The sequence below is a fragment of the Rhizobium sp. SRDI943 genome (assembly GCF_057653695.1).
This window is the reverse complement of the sequence record NZ_CM172787.1, coordinates 4752797-4774469: the sequence shown is the minus strand read 5'-3', so window position 1 is coordinate 4774469 and position 21673 is coordinate 4752797. Positions and strand designations below refer to the sequence as shown.

Below are 21673 nucleotides of genomic sequence, written 5' to 3'. Positions count from 1 at the left end.
ATCGATGGTTTTATATATCATGTCATCAATCATCTATCCCGCAGTTAGCCGTCAACCTACCAATGTCCATCCGAAGTTTAAGGTCGACCACCGCTATAGGTCGGGGCCATCGATTTCTGGCCAGGAAGTTTCTCTCTTCAATCGTACGCGCGTCAACTTGGACAAGCCGTCCAACCTCGTTTCCGATAGCATATACAGATAAGTCTTCCGACCTGCTGTTGATTTTGTCCCCGCGCTTTGGGTTTTGAGATAACAATGTGCCAACAGATCACCGAGTTGCTTTGCAGCTGCGTGGTCTAGATCATTTCGAATAGTCTTTTTGAACTGGGCTTCGTAGACCGCACGGTTATTCACCATGAACTGTCGAAACTCCGCCAATTCATTCTCCGATATAATTGTCTGCCCCTCGAAACCATTCTGACCTAAAATTCGCGCGGCCTCGAATGCCTCCTTGAGAAAAAACATCCTCATCTTGAAAGATGGTATTAAGGACTGCGCCACCGTTGATGGACGACCACTGTAAGTGCGTGAAAGGGCTTCAAACATCCGGACCTTGTCAGCGAGTTTGACCCTTTCATCCAATTCGATCAGATCCGCAAATATGTCACATCGGTAAAAGTTCTCGAAACGGGCGCGGTCAAGCGCTGTCTTCTCATCCTTAGTAAGGGGTGTGCCCCGCGCTTGCTTTTCAACAAGCGCTCGAAGCTGGGTAGTCGGCATCTTTGGAGCCCCGAGCAGGCGACTCATCCTCTTTTGCTGAGTGTCCATCTTGCCGTGAGCAAAATGCTGTTTCCCCTCATCTCTCAGCTCTTCCGACTTCGCAGCATAGCTTATGGAAAAGCCTAGTCGTCGCTTGTACTCTACGTAGTTGTTTTTAAGTCGGTTGATCGATGCTCGGCGTCGAGCTTCAACTTCAACCAGAAGATCTAACAATCTGTCGTTTTTTGCGAGGTCTTCATCATATCCGTCGATGCCATGAAGATGTCCAAACATCGGCGATTCTATCAGGTCTCTCTTCACCACAATCGGATCGTGTTCAAGGAACATTTGCATTGGCGAAATGAAGACTTTTGCGACGCCTGGATTGCGCACCCGCGCAAACTGTTGGTCGCAATCGAAATGGTTGTTAACACCCGGTTCAAAGAAACCGTAGACGGCATCGTAAAACTGCTGCCCATTTGGAAATGAGAGATCAACGCCCGAGCTGAGCGTAGGCGATGACAACACCAGCTGATAGTGCTCTGACTGTGCAACGGGGTCGCGTATAAATGACACCGCAGGGTCGTTAGCTATGTCGGATGTGTCTGACGTCACTGTTAGTAGCGACGTCGTTGGACACTGCGCAGAAATGGCAGAAGAAAGCTGATCGACGATTTTTTTTGCGTTCGAAACCACGTAACAACGCTGGCCACCGCGAATAGCCCGAACTAGGTCGGCAGCTAGCTGATTTTTTGAAGAAAAAATCTCAATTGCACGCCCTTGTCCCGGACGGAATTCGTTTATGAGGACGTGCCGATCTCTTTCTATCTCCGTCTCAGCAAGACGTAGAACAGTCTCAAATGAGAACGTAGATAAATCGGCGTCGAGGGCAATAATTTTTCCCGCGTCACGGAGGATGGCAGCGAGACAAATGAGGTTTTTATGACGTTTCTCTTTCATCGTGTCGGAAGAAAAATGGCTGAGAACTTGCTCACTTTCGTCAAGAATGACGAGGTCGTACCTCGGCGGAGTTCTAAGCTTATAGAGGCTGTCTAGGCACACGCCGTAACGATCGAACCAGCCATGTTGACCTCTATGGTTTTTGTCATCGAGGTAGCAGTTTAAACCGAGTCGGGCGCACATTGCCCTGACCAGCGTCACACGATGACCAACCACAAGCACTCGTATCGTTGGCGCTGCATCGCGAATGAAACCGCTAATGAGTTGTGTCTTTCCGGTGCCCTTGGCGCTTTTTACGAAGGTTACTCCTTCTCCAAGAGACTGCTTCGGGAGAAACGTCTCTGATATAAGAGATAGCGATGACAATCGCCATTCCGCCTCACCCAATCGCAATTTTAGATCGTTCCTGCGTGCGCTTTCGATTGCAGCTATCTCGAATTCATCGAAAACGTAACTTTGATCGGCGATATCCGGCCAAAATGTTTCACTACAGGCGAAGCAGTGAATGAGTCGTCCCTTCCTGCTTCGGTAGACCACGGCACTCGGTCGACTGTCCTCATGGAAAGGACAGTGCACCGGCGTCCCATCCTCGATAACCGATAGAGGCAGCTCTTTCCCTGACTTCGTTTTAATCAGTTGGTGCAACGGAATACGCGTCTTCGACCGAGCCGTTTTGTACGCTCCGACTGCCGGAGACAGTTCGCTCCCTTCATCGTCATTTTCCTCGGCCAGCAGTTCCATCATTCTCGCGGAAGTCAGACCGTTTGACAGGCGATAAATCAGAGCTGATGTGTTCCCGTAGAATATCCTCGCAGCATCTGTCGCTTTTGAATCCCCGCCTAGTTTTTGGCCCAGGATTGATGTCAGTTTGTGAAATTTTTCGGGATCCTTTATCGTCTCCTGTAACACGAAAACGATACGGAATCGGTTTTCGTCCTCTGTATGGCTGCACGTTGTATAGATCAGCGTAGCGGACTCTTTGACGAGAGGGTGTTCGCGGGCTTCATCCAGAGACATGCCATAATCAACATCGATGGACACAAGATCTGATCCAGCGAAGTTTCTATTTTTTCGTGGGCCACTCATCGCCGCACTATAGGCATAGCCGGCTTGAATGTGTTGAGCGACTTCCTCAATATTCGCCGATGCAGGTTCAAACGCACGAAAAGCGAACGGCTCTCCTGAATTATTTTTGTTTATCAGCAGCTTATTCAGAGAAAAAGACAGTTTCCTATCAATCCAACTACTCAAGAATTTCTCCACGTCATAATTATTCGCCTGAAAATGCCTGAAGCTGACGTACAGCAATTTCCAAGTCGCGGTCGCTCAGTCTCATTAGTATCGAAAGCCCCTGTCGGACCCTCGTGCCCCGAACAGAAGAGTGTTCCGGGGCGGCGTCTGGAAAGATCAGATCGTCAATTGGGACACCTAGCTCCTTGCTCAAGGCCGCGACCGTCTCGACACTCGGAACGTTTACACCGCGTTCGATCTGCGAAATTGCGTCCGGAGTTTTTCCAATAGCCTCCGCCAACTGAGCCTGCGTCAGCTTAAGGGCGCGCCTGGAATTTCTAACCGCTCTACCAATAGTTTTCGCTGAAATCATTCAGCGACAATTGCGGTCAGCCGTACGCAAATGAAGCCGCAGTCGCTACGATTATTAGGCGAAAAACTCGTAGTGCGCTTCTATTTTTGTGGACCGTATTTGCACCCGAATGTATCCTGGAATTCTGTTGCGTGCGCAATGGCATGGAAGGATGCAGAAGAGAGGGAATTTATGCGCTTTTTTGGAAATATTATCTGGTTTGTTTTCGGCGGGTGGTATCTCGCATTGCTTTGGCTGGCCGGCGCGGTTCTAGCCGCGATCACAATCATCGGCCTGCCGATTTCACGTGCGGCTTTGGAAATGGCGAAGATGTCCGCATTTCCGTTCGGCAAGGACGTCGTTCACGTTCGAGAACTCGACGGAAAAGGATTGAATGCTGTCACTGCCCTGACGGGAACAGTAGGTTTCATCGTCAACATTATCTGGGCATGCACATTCGGATTTGCCCTTTTCATTGCTCACCTGTTTGCAGGCATTCTCTCGTGCATTTTTATCATCACCATTCCGTTCGGACTGCAGTCGTTCAAACTAGCTGGTCTATCGTTCTGGCCGGTCGGTAGACGCGTAGTCAGCCTCGAACTGGCGCGTGCAGCTCGCGAACACAACGCGAAGATCAAGCTCGGGAAAATACATCGTGTTCCAGTTTCTTCCTAAGCGATCTGTTTCCCTGGGGTTCGTGATCGCTGCTGCGGCCAGCATCAGCTTTACGTCGCTGCAGGTTTCCGCTGTCGAACTGGACAAGATGTTCGACAGTTTGGAACCTGCCTACACGACGATGGCGGGAGCTGAAGAATGCGACCTAAAGCTCGAAATTGGACCGCGCCTTTGGCGATACGCCGAGATGCGCGTCAAGGATCTGGAAACCGGATCCGGACTTTCTGATGCACAGCTGAGCGCAAAGAGGGAAAGCGCGAGGGCCGAAGGTCGCCAAGTTGCTGGCATCGGAGCTTGCGGAAGCGTTCTGGTGGCTTTTCAGGTCCTTGTCGAGTTGAGGAAAGCGACCGGGCAGCCATATCCTGATGACGACGCTCCTACCACTGCAACCTTACCTTCTCCCAACGTGAACCCTTTAGAGAATAAGGAACATAACGCGCAGTCATTAGTACGCGCATGGACTGATGCGTATAAAACTTGCCGGGGAGGATCAGGCGACCATGAAAGTACATGGGTAGCCTGCGGCAAACGCGACGAAATAGCGGAGCAGCTGGCACGACAAGGCTATTGCGAAGACCGACGGCCTGATGGTTCACCGGGTTGGGCAGTTTGTGCCATGTCGAAATCAGGAACTTCCCTCGATCGGCGTAATTGATGGTGACGTTCAAATTAACTAACGAGGACCAGTAGCTCCGCTCGCCTAGAAGAGACTACCTTGCGGCTCCTCTCGCTGCGACGCGCTAGCAATCTTAGCGCCGTGCACCATCTCCAGATAATTTTCGCGAGAGCCCAGAGCCTCTTCAATGACATCTCTGCGGCGCAAGGATACATACAGGGCGACAGCGCTTGCTTGGCAATTGATGGATTTGGCTGGATTGAAAGCGATATCAGTGAAGACATCATAGGCCATTGCTTCCTGGGCTAGCTTTGGCCGCAGATGCAGAGCGTTGATATAGATCCAATCGTAGAACGCCGTTTGCGGTTCCAAGGCCCACCTCTGACCAAAAAATTCAAACCCGGTCAAAATGCCGGAGCGCTGAAGTCTTTCATCACGTTTCGCGTCAACTGGATTTGCATCGAGCAAATCGAGATACGGTCCTCCGTTCTCAAATGCCTTGGAAGCTTGGAACGCGCATTCGACAGCGATTTCTCGACGTCGATTCTTGGTGTGGAATGTCAGGTTGAACGCGCTGAGTTGTTGTCCGAGAATATCCTCTGACATTCGCGAGACCTCTAGCAGGCGCACGGAGGGAAGGAGCTTATGCGTAGCCTCGTGCAGCGAACGGACCGACATCTGTTTTCGCGACTTTGCCATTCCCGCGTACCAGGTGAAATCTACGGGCATCACACGGACAAAATTAGAACCCTTAGTTTCGCTGATGAAGACGGGACGCCTAGCCATCATGGCCCCTTCAAGTCCGCCGCGCCTTCGAACGCGGGCCAAAGAGCCCTTTGCCGGCTCCCGCATAGAAGGTTTCAATCCCGCCCATAAGATGACTGTACCTCGCGTGCGTCTCACCTGTCTCGAATGCTGCGGCCTCGATACAGGTCCTTGGGACAGTTTCGAAGACCAGAATCTCGGCTTGAGGGTCGGTTGGGTCGAAACGACGTAGCCAGGCTTCACGTGGGCCCGCGTCTCCGACAAACATGTCTCTGAATGCCTTCAGGGACTTCATTTTGTTCAGAGGCTCACGGTTTACACGCGCGTCCGCTGCGTTGTGGCGATAGAAAGCGCAGTCCTTCTCCCACAGCACGGAAGGGCAAATCAGCAGGACCACCCAGTCGACACCCGAGTTCATCCGGTACTTGTAGAACATCCGGTCATTTGGAAAAGCGATCGAAAGCGAGATACCGTTTGGCTGTCGGTCGAAACGCTCTTCATCGTTACGGACGTAGGCAATTCCTTCCTTGCTACAGGTCGCGATCGACATAAGGCCGTGGCTTAGAATTCCAGGTATATTTTCACAGCGAGTGAAGTGCACCAGATGAGGAATAGCGATCTCGTTGGCGTAATTCTGTATGGCTTCGCGCCGCTTTGACAGGTAATCGGCGGTTGCGGTTTCTCGTGGTAGAGATTTCAACCGATCTGGCGGCGGCTCTCCAATCTCGCTAAATTTTTGAGGCAAGATTTCACCATACGCAGGGCTCTTATGGATCGTACGATCTTGCCGCGATGTCGCCCTGAGTAGCCTGAGGTGCTCGGACAGCACATCTTGTTGCCTGCGAAGGAACGGTAGGAACGGTTCGTGCGTATGGTTGTCTATCTCCCGTGATAGCCCCGCATCTTCGGCGACACGAGCGATAGACGACGCAAGCAGATCAAGAGATTCAGTCAGCTTGGCCGCTCGTTCGTCAGCTGCACGCAGAGGAAGGTCGGCGGCTCGCTTCGGAGTCTCGTTAAGTGTTGGGAATTCACACTTGTCGCAAATGCCAGTTTCCGAAACCTCTTCCCGAACGCGCTTACTAAGCCTCCCGTAGTGCTTAGCAAACACCGGATCCGTCGCGAGCATTCGCTGCGTCTCTCGTTTAGTCTCAGCTATTCGGATCACGGATTCGACGGAACGTTTCAGCGCATCCAGCTGAATCGAGATCTCTCGATTCGCCTCCATTTTCTCGACCTTGATTTGCAGGTCGGTATTAATGTCGCCCAGCGCCCTGTTAAAGCCCTTGAGCATCGTATCGGAGGTTTCGACGGCACTCCCTCCCCCCTCAAGCATAGAGGCAATTAGAGCCGTTATCTGCCGGGTTCCGGTGACGGCATTTGCGTCCTCATTTGAAATAGCACTCGCATCATCCGTCGATGGCAGATCAACGTTATGGGCCTTGGCAGCAACACTTCCGTTGTCTTTTACTTTCTTCTCGCCTGAGAATTCTGGCTTTGACGCAATGCTCGCGTATTCACCAAAAACCACGATTAGCAGCCCTACGCTACCCCAGACTGTCACCAACTGGAGAGCGATCAGCCAGTTGACCCACACCATGGAGAATGTGAAGGCAGTCCAAATCACAGCAACCCCAATCATCGCCTTTGATGAGAAAGCTCTTGAAATCGCAAGACTGACGGCAACTGCGAGCTGCCAGGTAAGAATTGATACCACGAAAGTGTTCCATTGAACTACAACGGCGCTAGTACAGCGCCACAAAAACGGCTGCCTTGCATGCTTTATGGTGCACCTAAAGCAGAACGGCAATCCTGATCAAAACCCTATGCAGACATTATTTTGTTCGACATTGATATTTCACTGGCAGCTTGCGAACACAACGCAAAATTTACCCACGGAGGAGTATCGTGTTCCAGTTTCTTCTAGGACAGCTGTTTCCTGAGACTCGTGATTGCTATCACGGTCGGCATCAGCTTTTCGCCGTCGTTGCATAGAGGTTCGACAGCTTGGAACCTGCCTGCGCGACGATGGCGGGAGATGAAGAATGCGACCTGAAGCTCGAAATTGGACCGCTCGTTTGGCGGTTCGCCGAGATGCGCATACGGCTTTGAAAGCGCCGGCCGGACTTCTGACGAACAGCTGACCGCGAAGCGAAGAACGCTCCAGATGCCTCTGCCATCGGTTACTTCACCTAAATCGAAGTGCGCGGCTTCGGCAGCCGCCTCCTGTAAGCGGTCTACGGCGGTATCAGCGAGTTCGAAGAACTCATCGCCAAGACGCTCTTTGGCGAAGGGATCAGCCTCGCAACTTAGGCCTCCCCAGCCGGATCGCCGTATTCTGTTGATGGTCAGCGGTATTGGCACTGTCCCATGAACAGTTTCACCGGGCCGCCGCTGCGATCCATCAACTGGTTTCCGTCGAGCCGGTAATCTGAACCCTGCGCACCGCCCCATTCGTATGAGTATCCAACGCCCGATTTTCCTGCCAATAGCCTCTCCGGACTTAACTTCACGACGACAGCGTCGGGGTGTTTGCTTCCGCGTCGAATATCGATTTTGCGACCATCTGAGAATGAACACTGCACGATGATAGGTAGTTTCGGAAATTCGCTAGCCAGGTCTGCCTTTTCGGCAATCTCAGCTGCTCCAGCCCTGGCTCTATTCAGCACCGCGAGTTTCACCTGAAAACATTGCAGGATCGCAGCGAAGTCGTATTCACTTGCTGCGGCGCTCTTGCAGCCTTGGTACGCCGCCAAGAAGTCGACATCGCCCCTTGGTGGACGCAGCGATTGCAGGGCCCGACGTTGCATAGCGATGCAATCATCCTGGCTCGGCCAGTCGTCGGGATTGCGTTGCTCGCATAGCTTGGAGATCTGACGATCGACCGTATCTCGGTCCCACGCATTGGCGTGGCCAGACGTGCTGGCAATCAAAGCGAGAGCTACTAACCGTGGCAGTCCGCGCATTTTGATTCCGCTGAACTCGATGTTGGGGCCTATATGCCAGCTTTGTAAGTAGTGGCAACTACCATCTCATGCGATGAAGGACATTCGCGGAGTGATGGATCTGAGCACTTAGCTCACGTCATCGAAATGATCCAACCCCGCCTTAGCAAAGGCCCTGAGCGCAGCAGTCGCATTGTTCAGCAACATCGCCCGAGCAAGCGCCTCGTAATCGGCGACCCCAACATCAACGATCATCTCGCTGTTCCCACCGCCTTTGGACGGCACCGCGAACCTAATCTGGACGCCAGTCTCCCACGGGACCAAGCCCTGTAGGGTGAATGCCATGACCTCCACTTCCGCCGTGACCTCGGCGAACTGGTCTGCCGATTTGGTCACGCCTTTTCGCATCACTTTCGAGTCGACCAGCTGTGTCATCATCCCTCCCAAGGAAAATCCACGACCGGTCCCACCTCAAGAGCATCGTGCAGCTCTTCGAATCGTGCAGATACGATCGAACGTAGACGTCGAACCTACTTCGCGTCCAGCGGCATGACCAGCAATGTTGATCTGCAGAGAAAAATCGCGGACCCTTCAAACATAAACCAACGTTAATGTTTGACGGAGCCCAATGAAATACGTTGCCTATTACCGCGTTTCCACGGCTAAGCAGCAGCGCTCTGGCCTCGGCTTGGATGCCCAGAAAGCCGCTGTGACACACTTCCTTCAGCCGACTGATGAACTTGTTGCGGAATTTGTCGAGATTGTATCTGGGCGAAAAGATGAGAGAGTCCAGCTCGCTGAAGCGGTTAAACTAGCACGCAAGTCCGGTGCGAAGATTTTGATTGCCAAACTAGATCGCTTCTCTCGACGGGTCAGTTTCATTGCTCGCATGATGGAGAGCGATGTCGGAATCACTGTTGCGGACATGCCGACGGCGACCGAGTTCCAACTCCATATCTTCGCAGCGTTGGCGCAGGAGGAACGCCGCCTCATCTCCGCTAGGACAAAGGCCGCGTTAGCTCAGGCAAAGCAGCGCGGCAAGATTCTTGGAGCAAATGGAAAACGCCTTGCCGAGCAAAATCGAATTCGAGCAATTCGACAAGCGTTAGAATTAAAACCTTATCTTCCAGAAGCATGGAAGGAGATGTCTTATTCGGCCATTGCTAGATATCTGAATATCAGAGGTGTAACGACCGCAGTGGGTTCTAATTTTTACCCGCAGACGGTGAAGAATTTGGTAGCTCACATCAAGATGACCTCGGCTGTTAAAATAATTGCGATTTCCGACGAACACCAATATCCTTCCAATGCTTGAACATCCTCGAAACGTTTAGTCGATTTATGGAGCAGGATGTTCGCTGGTCAAACTAGTTAAGCGGTAGGATGAGACGACCCTGCTCACCGCCTCCGCAAAAAACCGCATTTATTCTGAAGCACATGGAGAGCGGTACGCAACCGACAGGTTAGCCACGATGCAGGCATTTCGGGCCCTAGTGAGTCACAGCATTTGAATCTTCCCGGCGAGACTGGACTAATACAGAATGCCTGAGTGTCCGAGCCTCCGTACAGGTAAGGAAGTCAGAGCGTGCAATCGTGGACTTGCAGCCTCTAGTCACCATGGCCAGTGTAGGCCAATCGATATGATTTTTTATGTTTCAGCTTGCGGGTTGACCCACACCCTAGGACATCGATTAGGATTGCAAAACGCGTGAGCGGTTGCTACCAAACCTTGCAAAGCGAGGTTGGCTCATGCCTAAATTTACAAAATTCTCATTATTTTCCGAACTGCAAGGAATTTCAGCTGCTACTCTAGATCGGTTAAACGGAGCGAACTTTACGAAGCTCGGAGACATGGACGAGATTGACTTTGAGCACATCGAAGAATGCACCGAAAACGTTCGAGAGATAAAAGCTCTCTATGAGGCAGGAATTAAATCCGGTTCCGAATTTATACTCGACCCACGGCGTCAGATATCAAGTGTGCCTTCGATTTCGACACGAGCTTCCAAATTGCTTAATGAAGAGGGTCGCTTCACTCTGCGAGATTTCGAAGGTTGCTACTATCCTGACGTTTATGACAGGGTTGGCTATAGCGCAGGCAAGAACCTTCTTCTGGCGATAAGATTGGCCGGCGTAGCCCCCTTGTTCGATAGACCCAATCTTTCGGACGATGGGTGGAAAGACTTTCTAATTGATATGATTCAGCAGGGGATTGTGAGCTGGGAAGATGTTGCTGTGGCGGTTTGTGGCGAACTTAATCCGCCCCAGGTAGGCACACAGGTGGCAAACGCCGTAAAACACAACTACCCCCAGGGCATGGCCATGCGTGAGGTTTGGAAATGGTTCTATAGCCAATCCGGGAAATGCGCTGTTTCCGGCAAAAGACTTTTCTTAGAAGCCGATCACAAGGATTCCAGAGAACAGTTTTTGAAGTCCGGACGCGACGTAAAGGAAGCTGATAAGCTTGACAATTTCCAATTACTCACGAAACGGGAGAACGTAATCAAGCGCGGCTCACATCGTTTGGGAGGGCTGTCGTTTGCCCCTGCAGCTTCAGTGCTGATCTACGTTCTGCTAAAGTTCAAGCCGAGAACATTGCGGGAGTTTATCAAACTCTCCAGATCCCACGGGTTAACTATGTCAGAGATAAGGATGCAGGAGGCCTGGGCGTTTGCCATCTGGCTTGCAAAGGATGGCTTGTATGAGATCGAGGCTAATGCGATTGACGCCGCGATAGAGGAAGGTGCTGAACTTGCGCCGCCGAACACATAGTCAGGCGCTCTTGCGGGCAAAAAGATCCTTTGGCCGTCTAAGAGACAAGCCCAATTCACAATATTCTTGATCTCTTTCAATGGATACGCCGATCATGTCCATTTGCTCTGCACACCGGCCAGTGGTCAGACTTCCCGCGAAAGGATCTAAAACAACACTGTTTTTAGGTAAGTTTGACAATAGCAGACGCGGTATAGCATCAGGAAATGGTGCGGTATGTCCGTGCGTGTTAATACCTTTCTTCATTTTTATAACTGGCGATTGCTGAATTACCGATGGAAAGTTAATAATCTTTCCTGGGCCATCTTTTCTAAAAATGAGGATGTGTTCCCAGCAGTTGAAGGGAGCTTGATAGTACGGAGAGAAGTTTCCGCCGTTAAATCCACGCTTACCTTCAATTTCGCCCTTGTCCCAGACTATGTTACCTCGCAGTAATAAACCCGCTTTCTCGAAAGCGTTAACTGTATATGCCGCCAGAATCATTCGCTTGCGACCCATGGCGGATAGCGCAATCGAGTTTTCATTGTCGAAGTAATCAAATATATTGTAAAGATAGTAAGCACCTGGCTTCAATGCTCGGTGCACCGCGCGAGATATATTATACATATCGTACATATAGCAATATATGTTGTCCCACTGGCTGTATTCTCTTGCGTTATAATAGGGCGGAGATGTCACAGCACCGTCGATCGATTCAGGTGCAAAGCTTGTAAGAACATCGAACGCGTCCCCGCAGTAAATCTTGTGACGGTCATCTCCAATGTTGTTTGGAAGCTGACGGGACTGAAGAAGAGGTCTTTCAACGAGAAAACGTGAAAAAAACGGCTCGCTGAAGAATTGGTGAGCAGTAGTTTTATTCGCGACAGCCGTAGCCTTCATTGGAAATCTTTTTGGCCGGCGGCCTTTCCAGTTGTCAAAAGTCATCAGGGAATTGGAAAGGGTAATCGAGTCGCCCTCCAAGGAAAAAAAAGACACCAGCATATTTAGCGTATCGGCTAGTGATACGTCGTACACGACATCGCGAGACCACTTCCTCACGATCTTCTGAGGTATCATGTTAACATCGTTGATCGCCTGATTCATGAGAAGAGACAGGAAGGAAAAACGTTTTCCGCGGTCGGCCATACTTCTGTCTGGGCAAATCCAATTCTGGCACTCCCAACTTTTCACTCCAAAAACTGGATAAGAATTGCCCCGGACGTCGTGTGACCGGCAGGCGGGGCATGGAAGGTTCGTCTCGTCCCTCTCATTGCGCTGAAAAAGGATCACCAGGGTCGGAGCGTGCCTTTCTCCAGGTCGAGAATAAGTTGCAAAGGTATCTTTGTAAGTAAATCCTTCGTAGGCCAAACCAAACTGAGCTTGATCAGCGTCAATTTCAGGAATGTAAGAAGAAGTTACCTCCTGAATTTTGCGCGATTGGAAGTAAGATTTCTGAAGGTCGGAGGGCCTGTGTTTCTCGGCAAAGAGCTTCACGTCTTCGCAAAGCTTCCAGAGCGCCCGCCCGTCTAGAGCGCGCTCGGGTTCGACTATCAGCGCCAGATACCCATGGTTCGTGAGCTGGCGGTAGGATTGGGCAACTGCGGCGAAAATGCGGTCTCGCAAGCCCTCATAGTTCTCCGCCGCAAAATCGCTCGTTCTCAGGACACTGAGCGTGTTCTCTCTGTTGAATAAGCGGGAAGCGTGACTGTGAAGGCGCCGCCAATACGAAGGCTCGTAGTCGTTCTCGTCGCTGATTGGATCGAAAACCTGATGCACCGCGCGTTCGGGGAAATATGAATAGGCGAACCCCCCCAGAAGAGACCGCAAGAGTGGCTCCGTTAAGGAGGGGTCATGCGTTTTAGTGCGCTTATTCACCGTCCTCTCGACTTCATTTCTCAGAGCTTCGAGGGTTTCCAACTCGTTAAGCGGTCGGTAAAACTTACGCAAAACATCGGAAGAAGTCGATAAAGTAGAAGGTATGGCGTCGAGCAAGACGTTGAAATCGTTCCTGTTAAACGAGTTTGCAATGACATCCTTCTGTGGTGAGTTGAATACCAGCCCGGCTTTGACACACGCGGCGTAAAAATCATTCAGAGGCTTTGCGTTTAGCTTCAGCTTTTCGTTGATTAACGAAATCAACCGAGTACGTCGCTCCATCGGACCTATGGGATCAACGTCCACAAGATTCCTACAGAACGTCGAGAGCGTAGCGAATAGTGAATCATCTAGCGTTGGCGCGAAGCCGGTAATTTCTGCGAATTCTTGTATAAGATCGATTGTTTGAACCATATGAACCTCTAGGCGTGCAATACGGGCAAAGGGGGCTGAGGGGCAACAGCTCTGAGATGGAGGTGGAAGATATCAACCGTTTTGTCATTCCACATCTCCTGTCGCGAGAACGCGACAGCTTTGCCGCAAGGAGGTGATTGCAATTAACTGACTATGAGCGTGCGCAAACACGACGCGATACTCCAATTGCCTGTTCAAAGCTGGTCCATGAGCGTGACGAGGCTCGACTACTCATTAGTCAAAGACGGTGACCTTGAGTGGCTCGCTAAGCACCCATCGATCGTCATTGGCGTGAATAGAATAAGACGCTCCGGTCGGGTCATTTCCAGTTATCTGAACCGTGCGGAACTCTCCTCCTGTTAATGACACTGAGAACTGGCGCTGTTTAGCATCCGCTGCGACCTGATCCGACTGATCCAAACCATCCGCGAAAAGCAAAAGTTCATTGACGTTGCGTTTTATCCAATTAGCAACACGGCTTCGGGTATCGCCGTCCGCAGTTTGCCAGCCACCGATCTCTTTGATCATCAGCCTAACCTCTTCTAGAGGGCGTTTTTGACTCGCAGCTGCAATCATTGCCGCTTCATTGATAGCGGCCAACTTACTTTCAAGCTCCTCGATTTTCATTGATGCGTCATCTATCTTGCCTCTAACGAATGCCGTAGCAGACGTTGGCTCCCCAAGTAGGTCAAACGCCCGCTCTCGTATTTTCTTTTGCGTTTCAAGATCCGCCGATATAGTTGCAGCCTGCCCCTCCAGCGCTTTTCTTGCTTCCTCGCTTGCAGAGCCCTGAACGATAGCACCGATATCTAGCTCTTCAACGAACCAGAGAAATGCGCCCTCAAAGTGATTAAGCGGCCAACCGCTCGCACTGCAATCAGCGCTACGTCGAGCGCGATCGCAACGCAAATACACGCCACCCTTCGGGCCAGTACCCTTGTTAACAATCATCATTCTGGCGCTGCAGTATCCACACGTTGCAACACCTTGAAAAAGATTAATGTTGTTTTGACCCTTCCTGCCTGCGCCTCTCACACGTCGCACAGCCCTGCCAACCTGAATTCTCTCAAATTGCTCGCGAGTGACGATCGCAGGGAAGTAGTTCGGAATCGGCTCGCCAGAACGCATTCGTTTCCCGTCGATGTAACGATGCGGTTGAAATTCACCGAGCACCGCCCGGTTAGTTAGGACCTTGCTGACGTACGATTCATACCAACCCTTTGACGGAGCGAAGGTTGGAACGCCTTGCTGATTGAGTGCCCTCGAAATTTGCAGCGAGCCCTTCCCCTGATCAGCTTCGTCAAATATCCAGCGGAGAACAGCAACTCGCTCTGGGACCGTCTCAAACGCGGTTCGATCGGCCGACAACCTAAGCCAGATAGGTGCTACCTGCGTCAGTTTCTGGTCGTGAATGTTTCGCCGCTTGTTTTCCCAGGCCGCACCGACCCGTAAGCTCTTCGTGCGAGATTCCTCATAAGCTCTGCTCATGATGACAACGGAGACGATGATATCGGTGAAGTCAGAGCTTCCAGCTCGATAAACATGCCGGTCCGTAAGAGTAACGATGTTTATTCCGGCCCCTAGGATCTGCAAGAAAAGGGACGTCGCCACCTGAGGATTTTGCCGGCTTATCCGATCCAAAGATTCGACGATAAGATAGGAGCCAGCTTGGATTATTTGCTGTTCGCAAAGGACGAGAAAATCTCCTAACGCACCTTGCGCAACATTTTTTCCGTGGAACGCGGAAACGCCAATATCTTCGAGGCGAAAATCTTCGACTAAATCGAGATCATTTTCATCAGCATACCGACGCGATTCTTCACTTTGCCGACGTAGACTGTCGCCCTTAAGCTGAACATCGGTCGACATCCGGATGTAAGAATAAGCTTTAGGTTTCATAGACGCTCCCTCAAGAACGTCAGGCTACCTTATTAATTAATCCACCTCAACATCTGCATGCCGACCTTACCGGGAGCGACCATGACCTGGACCTCGACCGGTACACCTTCGATACCCTGAAATGCAACCGTACTGACACGCGCGACCATAAGCCCATCCCTTGTCCCGCAAACTCTACCATACCGCCCTGCTGCCTTTGAAGGCCAGCGGTTGCAATTTGGCATGGACGAAGGAATAAAACAAGAACAATCAAAGAACGTAGTCAGGCATCCGCTGTGACCTTGGTTGTGCTCGGTCGCGGGACCAGAACGGTCATGGGCGGCTGGCTCAGCCGCGCTTGCGCTCGATCGCATCCCAAAGCAGGGCTGCTATATCGGCGCCGCCGAACTTCTTCACCTCGCGGATGCCGGTGGGAGAGGTGACGTTGATCTCGGTCATGTAATCGCCGATCACGTCGATGCCGACGAGCAGGAAGCCGCGCTCCCGCAGCGCCGGGCCGATGCGGGCGCAGATTTCCTGTTCACGCGCCGTCAGCTCGGTCGCCTCGGCGCGGCCGCCGACATGCATGTTGGAGCGGCTGTCGTGTTCGGCCGGCACGCGGTTGATGGCGCCGGCGAATTCACCGTCGACCAGGATGATGCGTTTGTCGCCCTTGCGCACGTCGGGCAGATATTGCTGGGCGATGAAGGGCTCGCGGAAAAGCTGGCCGAACATTTCCAGCAGCGAAGAGAGATTGCGGTCGTCGCGGGTCGAATGGAAGACGCCGGCGCCGCCATTGCCGTAAAGCGGCTTCAGGATGATATCGCCCATCTCGTCGCGGAAACGGCGGATCTCGGCGGCATCCTTGGTGATCAGCGTCTTCGGCATCAGGTCGGAGAATTCGGTGACGAAGATCTTCTCCGGCGAATTGCGCACCCAGGCGGGATCGTTGACGACGAGCGTCTTCGGATGGATGCGCTCGAGCAGATGCGTCGAGGTGATGTAGGCCATGTCGAAGGGCGGGTCCTGGCGCAGCAGCACGACATCCATGGTCGCGAGATCGACGCGCTCCGGCGCGCCAAGCTCGTAGTGATCGCCCTTGACGTCGCGCAGCACCATCGGCTCGACGCTGGCATAGAGCTTGCCGTCACGGAAGCTCAGGCGGTCGGGGGTATAATGGAAGAGCTTGTAGCCGCGCGCCTGGGCTTCCAGGCTCATGGCGAAGGTGGAATCGCCTGCGATATTGATGCCTGCGACATGGTCCATCTGGACCGCTACATTGGTGATCTTGGCCATTTCCATCCCTCGCTGAATGCCGGACAGATGTAGGTCGGCCAGATGTCAAACGCAACGGTCAATCAAGGGCTTCCGGCACTGGAGCATTTTTGCTTTTGCGCAATTCCGGACGCAAAACCGCTGCACACATTTGCTGGAATTGCATTTCACCGCGTTTCGAGTTTCCGCATCAACCGGCCGCGATAGCTGTCGAGAATGACGGCGAGCACGATGACGGCACCGATGACGATCGGCTTGATATTATCGTCGGCGCCCAAGAGCTGCAATCCCGTCGACAGCACCTGCAGAATGCAGGCGCCGACCAGCGTGCCGACAATCGAGCCCTTGCCGCCCGAAAGGCTGGTTCCACCGATAATGACGGCGGCGATCGCATTCAACTCATAGCCGATACCCGCAACCGGGCTGCCGACATTGAGACGGAGCAGATAGACCATGGCGGCAATGCCGGCCGTCAGCCCTGAGATCGTGAAGACCGCAATCTTGTACCGTTTCGGCTCATGCCCCGACAGCCGGACAGCCTCTTCATTGGTGCCGATCGCGAAGACGAAGCGCCCGAAGACGGTGTAGCGCAACACGAACCAGCCGATGAGGACGACGACGATCGCAATCAGGAAGATCGAGGGAAATATGCCCCAGAAGATCAGGTTGCCGAAATCGACGAAAGGCTGAGGCAGGCCGGTGATCGTGGAATTGTCGCTGACCACGCGCGCCAGGCCGCTGGCGACGTTCAGCATGCCAAGGGTGACGATGAATGAGGGAAGCTTCCACTTCTCGCAAATCCAGCCGTTGACGGCGCCAAGGATGGCACCCGTGCCCATCGACGCAAGACATGCGAGGACAATCGCCTGCCATGGCGAAAACGCCGGATTGATCATGATCGTCGCACCGATCACGGTGCAAAGGGCAAGCAGCGACCCGACCGAGAGATCGATGCCGCCAACGAGGATGACGAAGGTCATGCCCGCAGCAAGCACGGTGTTGATGGCAATCTGCACGAAGATCTTCAGGAAGTTCTCCGGCGTTGCGAAATAGGGCGCCGTCGCCGAGAAAAACGCCAGGATCAGAATGAGGGCAATGGCGACGCCCGCCTCCTTCAGCGAAATCCGGACAAGCTTGTCCCAGACGCTCACCTCTTTCGCGTCGGTCTGTTTTTCAATGTTGGCGGACACGACTGTACTCCTTGTAGGCGAGCGAAAGGATCCTGCTCTCGTCAAATTGTTCCCGAACTATTTCGCCCGATATCTTGCCGTCGGAGAAGACGATGATGCGATGGCAAATGCCGATGAGCTCCGGCAGATCCGAAGAGACGACCAGAACGCCTTTTCCTTCGGCCGCAAACTTCCACAGAAGCTCGTAAATCTCGGCCTTTGCACCGACGTCGATTCCACGGGTCGGCTCATCGAAAATCAGAACTTTAGGGCCGCGGAACAGCCATTTTGCAATGACGACCTTTTGCTGGTTGCCGCCGGAAAAGGTTCTGACCGCCTGATGGATCGACGGGGTCTTGATGCGCAGTTCGCGCACGAGGCGCTGCGAATGATCGTCCTGCGCCCTTCGCATGATCAAACCGTTGCGGGAGATCTTGGCGAGATCGGTTATGGTGGCATTTTCAGCGCAGCTCATATCGAGCATCAAGCCCTGCGTCTTGCGGTCTTCGGTTGCCAGGCAGAGGCCGGCAGCAACGGCATCCTTCGGCGAATGGATCTCAACCGGATCGCCATTCACCCGAATTTCGCCGGCCGCTTTGGCATCGGCGCCGAATATGGCGCGAACCGCCTCCGTCCGGCCACTGCCGACAAGACCGGCAATGCCGACGATTTCCCCCTTTGCCACGGAAAATGACAGTTCCGGGCTATTGCGCGTCACCTTCAGGCCGGACACGCCGAGCGCCTCGCCGGACACGGTGCTGTCGCTGCGAAAAATGCCATGATCCGAAAGCTTGCGCCCGACCATGAGTTCGACGATGTCAGGAATAGCAAGTCCGGACAGCGGACGCGTGATCACATGCTGGCCGTCGCGCAGCACCGTCACATCGTCACCGACGTCAAAGATCTCCTCCAGCCTGTGCGAGATGTAGAGCGTGGTCACGCCACGCCGCTTCAGCCGCTTGAGAATCTCGAAGAGGCGATCGACCTCCTTGGAGGTCAGGGTTGCCGTCGGTTCGTCGAGAACGAGAAGCTTGCTTTCATAACAAAGCGCCTTGGCGATCTCGACCAGTTGAAGCTGCGCGACGCTGAGGCGGCTCGCCAGTGTCGTCGGGGCGACGTCGAGGCCGACCTCTTCCAGGAGTTCCGCTGCTCTGCTGTTCATTTCCTTGTAGTTCACCAGGCCGTAGCGGCGCGGCAGATGCTCGAACAACAGGTTTTCCGCCACCGTCAGGTTGGAAAGCGGATGCAGCTCCTGGTGAATGACCCGGATGCCCGCCTTGAACGCCTCCAACGGCGAGGCCGGATGGTATTGCTTGCCGTCGAATAGAATGTGACCGTCATCCGGCCTGAAGACACCGCCGAGCAGGTTGATCAGGGTCGATTTTCCAGCACCGTTCTCGCCGAGAAGAACGTGCCCCTTGCCGCGGCCGATCCGCATAGAGACATCCTTGAGCGCTACGACGCCCGGGAAGCGCTTGCCGATCCCTTCCAGCCTCAAAATGTCGTCATTTGCTGCGTCTGACATGGCGACCTCATGCACGCTTTGTTCGAACTCCACGCAGCACGCATCCCAGGAACTCGGAAACGAGCCTCACCTGAAGCGATCAACGCGTCAATCGGTTGGTAGCGGTGAGCGCCGGCCGCAGCCGACGCTTCCTGTACAGTGCTGCGCGTCTTGTCAGACGCGCGATGCGGGCGATCCCGACTATTTGAGATCCGCTGCGGTGACCAGCTTGATGTCGGTCTTGACCCAGCCGGTGAATGTCTCGCCGGCAAGTTCACGCATGCCATACTGGATGCCGAGGACCGCCATCTGCGCGCCATACTGTTCGACAGTGGCAAGCATCTTGCCATCCTTGATCAGCGGCTGAACCGGCGGAATGTTATCGAAGCCGACAACCTTGATCTTGCCACTCTGGCCGGCCGCATCGAGCGCCTTGACAACGCCGAGAGCCATCGAGTCGTTGGCTGCCATAACGCCCTGAATATCCTTATATTTCGTCAGGAAATTCGTCATGACGGTATTGGCTTCTTCCGTCTCCCAATGGGCCGTCTTGCTGTCGAGAAGCTCAAGCTTGCCAGACTTGACGGAGTCCATGAAGCCTTCCTTGCGCTCCTTGGCATTGTCGGCCTCGGGGTTACCCTCGAGGATGACGACCTTGGCGCCGGGTCCCAGATCCTTGGCAAGCGCGTCGCCCGCAAGCGTCGCCCCGCCCCTATTGTCAGGCCCGAAGAAAGCGAGATCGATACCGGCTTTCTTCTTCGCATCGGCATCGAGCGGCACGTCGATGTTGATGACCTTGACGCCGGCCTTGACTGCCTTTGCCAGCGGGGTTGCCATGGCCTTTGAATCGGCCGGCGCAACAACGATGATATCGTATTTCTGCGTGACGAAGTTTTCGACGGCATCGACCTGGGACGCGAAATCACGCTCATCCTTCATGCCGACGGCCTTGAAGTCGAACTTGTCCTTGTTTTCGGCCGCATATTTGTCGGCGCCGGCCTTCATCTGCTTGAAGAACTCATTGGACAAGGATTTCATGATCAGGCCGACCTTCGGCTTGCCGGCCGCAAAGGCGGGCGACACGCCACAGGACAGCGCAAGCACCAAGGTGCCGGCAAGTCCAAGCTTCAATGCCGCACGGCGCGGCGCATTGATCAAGACGGATTCACGCTTCAAAAAATTGGACATTTTTCCTCCCGAACGGTCCTGGGCTCAGCTCCACCTGAGTTGCCTGCGGCAATGAACCGTTTCCAACGGCATCTGGGTAGCACGCCCTTAAAAATTGTCAAGCTGCCGAAATCGAACCAAACGTCGGCTTATACTCCTAGGTTTGACCCGTATCGGTGCGCATGCGATGAACCGTTTCCATTGAGCATTGGCCCACGCTCGTGCTATGCAGACTGGCGGTCAAAATTGAGATGCAGCCCTTTGACGAGGGCGGTAAAGACCATTAGCTGGAAGCTTCGATCAGGCGCGCTTCGGTGTCTTCCGAGGGCGCAGAGAAAGGGCCACTGTTTCCGTTATGTCAAAGGTCGGGATTCGAGAGGTTGCCAAGCTTGCGGGAGTTTCCACCGGGACCGTTTCGCGGGTTTTGAATGATCATCCCTCCGTGACGAAGGAATTGCGGGCGCGCGTCACAGCGATCATCAAAGACCTCGGCTATACACCCGACCCGTCGGCGCGAAGCATGCGCGGCAAGGTCAGCCGCCTCATCGGCATCGTCATTCCGGATCTGACCAATCCGTTCTTCGCGGAACTTGTCCAATCGGCGGAACAAGCGGCGGCAAATCACGGCTATAATATCATCGTCATGACGTCGTTTGATCATGCGGCCAAGGAGGCTGACCGCATCAAACAGCTGACAAGCCGAAAGGTCGACGGCATCATGCTGGTTCCCAGCAATGATTTCCACACACTCCAGCTGCCGAACGGATTGCCGATCGTCGTCGTCGACCGCCTTATGCCAGGATATTCCGGCATTGCCGCCGATCACCGCAATGGCGTTCGCCTTGGCGTCGAACATCTTTTGCAGCTCGGTCATCGCCGCATCGGCTTCATCTCGGGGCCTGGCCACTCCGTCCCCGCCAACGATCGCCTCAGAGGTTATCTCGATGCAATCGAGCAGGCGGGGGAGCAGGCGGACGACAGCAGACGAATGGCGGGACGACCGCTGATCGCCGAGGCGGCCTTCGACTACGAGAGCGGCCGTTCCGCGGGAAATTATCTGCTGGCACGCGCACGAAACGAGCGGCCGACGGCGATCTTTGCAAGTTCGGACCAGCAGGCAATCGGCTGCATGCGGGCAGCGCATGATCTGGGAATTCCGATACCCGCAGCCCTTTCGATCCTCGGCTTCGACGGCATCCCGCTCGCAAGCATGACAACGCCACGCCTGACGACCGTGAAACAGCCGATTCAAGACATAGCCGCAGCAGCGGTGGCCGTTCTGTTGAACAAGCAAACCGCGCCTGACCTCGACAATCCGATCCTATTCGGCTGCGAGATCTTGAAGGGCGAAACAACCGCCCCGCCTCAGCCCGATTAGCGCATAGGCCCGAACATCGA

Annotated in this window: 17 protein-coding genes and 1 pseudogene; 5 read left to right on the top strand and 13 right to left on the bottom strand. The window is 53.6% G+C overall.

Annotation, left to right across the window (positions count from 1 at the left end):
* Positions 1 to 93: 93 nt before the first annotated feature.
* Both AC245Y_RS23775 and AC245Y_RS23770 read right to left on the bottom strand, forming a co-directional pair.
* The gene (locus tag AC245Y_RS23775) at positions 94 to 2910 is read right to left on the bottom strand and encodes a plasmid replication protein, CyRepA1 family (RefSeq protein WP_017995800.1); all 2817 of its coding nucleotides are present in this window, start codon (positions 2908 to 2910) and stop codon (positions 94 to 96) included.
* A 19-nt stretch (positions 2911 to 2929) separates the two neighbouring features.
* A complete protein-coding gene (locus tag AC245Y_RS23770; protein WP_017995799.1) occupies positions 2930 to 3262 on the bottom strand; it encodes a helix-turn-helix domain-containing protein in 333 nt (110 codons plus the stop codon).
* Between the two features lie 30 nt (positions 3263 to 3292).
* Between AC245Y_RS23770 and AC245Y_RS23765 the strand changes: the two genes are divergently transcribed.
* Complete coding sequence (locus tag AC245Y_RS23765) at positions 3293 to 3916, top strand: YccF domain-containing protein (protein WP_487762859.1); 624 nt, start codon at positions 3293 to 3295, stop codon at positions 3914 to 3916.
* Entirely contained in the window at positions 3897 to 4571 is a 675-nt protein-coding gene (locus tag AC245Y_RS23760) for a hypothetical protein (RefSeq protein WP_157628352.1), read from the top strand. Before AC245Y_RS23765 ends, AC245Y_RS23760 begins: the two co-directional genes overlap by 20 nt.
* A 45-nt stretch (positions 4572 to 4616) precedes the next feature.
* On the opposite strand, the gene AC245Y_RS23755 is transcribed toward AC245Y_RS23760, so the two are convergent.
* From AC245Y_RS23755 to AC245Y_RS23740, 4 genes are all read right to left on the bottom strand, one after another.
* Positions 4617 to 5261 (bottom strand): DarT1-associated NADAR antitoxin family protein, encoded by a 645-nt coding sequence (locus AC245Y_RS23755; RefSeq protein WP_487762868.1) that lies wholly within the window; start codon positions 5259 to 5261, stop codon positions 4617 to 4619.
* Positions 5262 to 5328: 67 nt separating this feature from the next.
* On the bottom strand, positions 5329 to 7014 hold the full coding sequence (locus AC245Y_RS23750; RefSeq protein ID WP_157628351.1) for a DarT ssDNA thymidine ADP-ribosyltransferase family protein: 1686 nt from the start codon (positions 7012 to 7014) through the stop codon (positions 5329 to 5331).
* Between the two features lie 631 nt (positions 7015 to 7645).
* Complete coding sequence (locus AC245Y_RS23745; protein ID WP_017995794.1) at positions 7646 to 8263, bottom strand: hypothetical protein; 618 nt, start codon at positions 8261 to 8263, stop codon at positions 7646 to 7648.
* A 108-nt stretch (positions 8264 to 8371) separates the two neighbouring features.
* Positions 8372 to 8677, bottom strand: coding sequence for a hypothetical protein (locus AC245Y_RS23740; RefSeq protein ID WP_157628350.1), 306 nt, complete (start codon positions 8675 to 8677; stop codon positions 8372 to 8374).
* A 193-nt stretch (positions 8678 to 8870) separates the two neighbouring features.
* On the opposite strand from AC245Y_RS23740, the gene AC245Y_RS23735 reads away from it, so the two are divergent.
* Both AC245Y_RS23735 and AC245Y_RS23730 read left to right on the top strand, forming a co-directional pair.
* Positions 8871 to 9557, top strand: coding sequence for a recombinase family protein (locus AC245Y_RS23735; RefSeq protein ID WP_017995792.1), 687 nt, complete (start codon positions 8871 to 8873; stop codon positions 9555 to 9557).
* Between the two features lie 434 nt (positions 9558 to 9991).
* The gene (locus AC245Y_RS23730; RefSeq protein ID WP_157628349.1) at positions 9992 to 11014 is read left to right on the top strand and encodes a hypothetical protein; all 1023 of its coding nucleotides are present in this window, start codon (positions 9992 to 9994) and stop codon (positions 11012 to 11014) included.
* On the opposite strand, the gene AC245Y_RS23725 is transcribed toward AC245Y_RS23730, so the two are convergent.
* The 7 genes and pseudogenes from AC245Y_RS23725 to AC245Y_RS23695 form a co-directional block, all read right to left on the bottom strand.
* The gene (locus tag AC245Y_RS23725; RefSeq protein WP_017995790.1) at positions 11015 to 13282 is read right to left on the bottom strand and encodes a DNA-methyltransferase; all 2268 of its coding nucleotides are present in this window, start codon (positions 13280 to 13282) and stop codon (positions 11015 to 11017) included. It abuts the gene before it with no gap.
* Positions 13283 to 13516: 234 nt separating this feature from the next.
* Positions 13517 to 15181: a recombinase family protein gene (locus AC245Y_RS23720; protein WP_026157543.1), complete on the bottom strand. Its 1665-nt coding sequence runs from the start codon at positions 15179 to 15181 to the stop codon at positions 13517 to 13519.
* A gap of 47 nt (positions 15182 to 15228) precedes the next feature.
* Positions 15229 to 15330 (bottom strand): annotated as a pseudogene (locus AC245Y_RS23715) (ATP-binding protein); the annotation flags it as partial.
* 178 nt (positions 15331 to 15508) lie between these two features.
* Positions 15509 to 16456, bottom strand: coding sequence for a glutathione synthase (gene gshB, locus AC245Y_RS23710; RefSeq protein WP_012759843.1), 948 nt, complete (start codon positions 16454 to 16456; stop codon positions 15509 to 15511).
* Between the two features lie 146 nt (positions 16457 to 16602).
* The gene (locus AC245Y_RS23705; RefSeq protein WP_017995788.1) at positions 16603 to 17625 is read right to left on the bottom strand and encodes an ABC transporter permease; all 1023 of its coding nucleotides are present in this window, start codon (positions 17623 to 17625) and stop codon (positions 16603 to 16605) included.
* Positions 17609 to 19129: a sugar ABC transporter ATP-binding protein gene (locus AC245Y_RS23700; protein WP_020487055.1), complete on the bottom strand. Its 1521-nt coding sequence runs from the start codon at positions 19127 to 19129 to the stop codon at positions 17609 to 17611. The genes AC245Y_RS23705 and AC245Y_RS23700 overlap by 17 nt, the downstream gene beginning before the upstream one ends.
* Positions 19130 to 19309: 180 nt before the next feature.
* Complete coding sequence (locus AC245Y_RS23695) at positions 19310 to 20296, bottom strand: sugar ABC transporter substrate-binding protein (protein WP_017995786.1); 987 nt, start codon at positions 20294 to 20296, stop codon at positions 19310 to 19312.
* 334 nt (positions 20297 to 20630) lie between these two features.
* Here AC245Y_RS23695 and AC245Y_RS23690 point away from each other — a divergent pair, with 334 nt between their 5' ends.
* Positions 20631 to 21653, top strand: coding sequence for a LacI family DNA-binding transcriptional regulator (locus tag AC245Y_RS23690; protein WP_017995785.1), 1023 nt, complete (start codon positions 20631 to 20633; stop codon positions 21651 to 21653).
* Positions 21654 to 21673 lie beyond the last annotated feature (20 nt).

What these genes read in the sequence shown, in the direction of transcription:
- AC245Y_RS23770 (WP_017995799.1), bottom strand. Translation starts at nt 3,262, where the DNA reads ATGATTTCAGCGAAAACTATTGGTAGAGCGGTTAGAAATTCCAGGCGC.
- gshB (WP_012759843.1), bottom strand. Translation starts at nt 16,456, where the DNA reads ATGGCCAAGATCACCAATGTAGCGGTCCAGATGGACCATGTCGCAGGC.
- AC245Y_RS23730 (WP_157628349.1), top strand. Translation starts at nt 9,992, where the DNA reads ATGCCTAAATTTACAAAATTCTCATTATTTTCCGAACTGCAAGGAATT.
- AC245Y_RS23695 (WP_017995786.1), bottom strand. Translation starts at nt 20,296, where the DNA reads ATGTCCAATTTTTTGAAGCGTGAATCCGTCTTGATCAATGCGCCGCGC.
- AC245Y_RS23725 (WP_017995790.1), bottom strand. Translation starts at nt 13,282, where the DNA reads ATGGTTCAAACAATCGATCTTATACAAGAATTCGCAGAAATTACCGGC.
- AC245Y_RS23745 (WP_017995794.1), bottom strand. Translation starts at nt 8,263, where the DNA reads ATGCGCGGACTGCCACGGTTAGTAGCTCTCGCTTTGATTGCCAGCACG.
- AC245Y_RS23690 (WP_017995785.1), top strand. Translation starts at nt 20,631, where the DNA reads ATGTCAAAGGTCGGGATTCGAGAGGTTGCCAAGCTTGCGGGAGTTTCC.
- AC245Y_RS23720 (WP_026157543.1), bottom strand. Translation starts at nt 15,181, where the DNA reads ATGAAACCTAAAGCTTATTCTTACATCCGGATGTCGACCGATGTTCAG.
- AC245Y_RS23740 (WP_157628350.1), bottom strand. Translation starts at nt 8,677, where the DNA reads ATGACACAGCTGGTCGACTCGAAAGTGATGCGAAAAGGCGTGACCAAA.
- AC245Y_RS23755 (WP_487762868.1), bottom strand. Translation starts at nt 5,261, where the DNA reads ATGCCCGTAGATTTCACCTGGTACGCGGGAATGGCAAAGTCGCGAAAA.
- AC245Y_RS23765 (WP_487762859.1), top strand. Translation starts at nt 3,293, where the DNA reads ATGAAGCCGCAGTCGCTACGATTATTAGGCGAAAAACTCGTAGTGCGC.
- AC245Y_RS23700 (WP_020487055.1), bottom strand. Translation starts at nt 19,129, where the DNA reads ATGTCAGACGCAGCAAATGACGACATTTTGAGGCTGGAAGGGATCGGC.
- AC245Y_RS23735 (WP_017995792.1), top strand. Translation starts at nt 8,871, where the DNA reads ATGAAATACGTTGCCTATTACCGCGTTTCCACGGCTAAGCAGCAGCGC.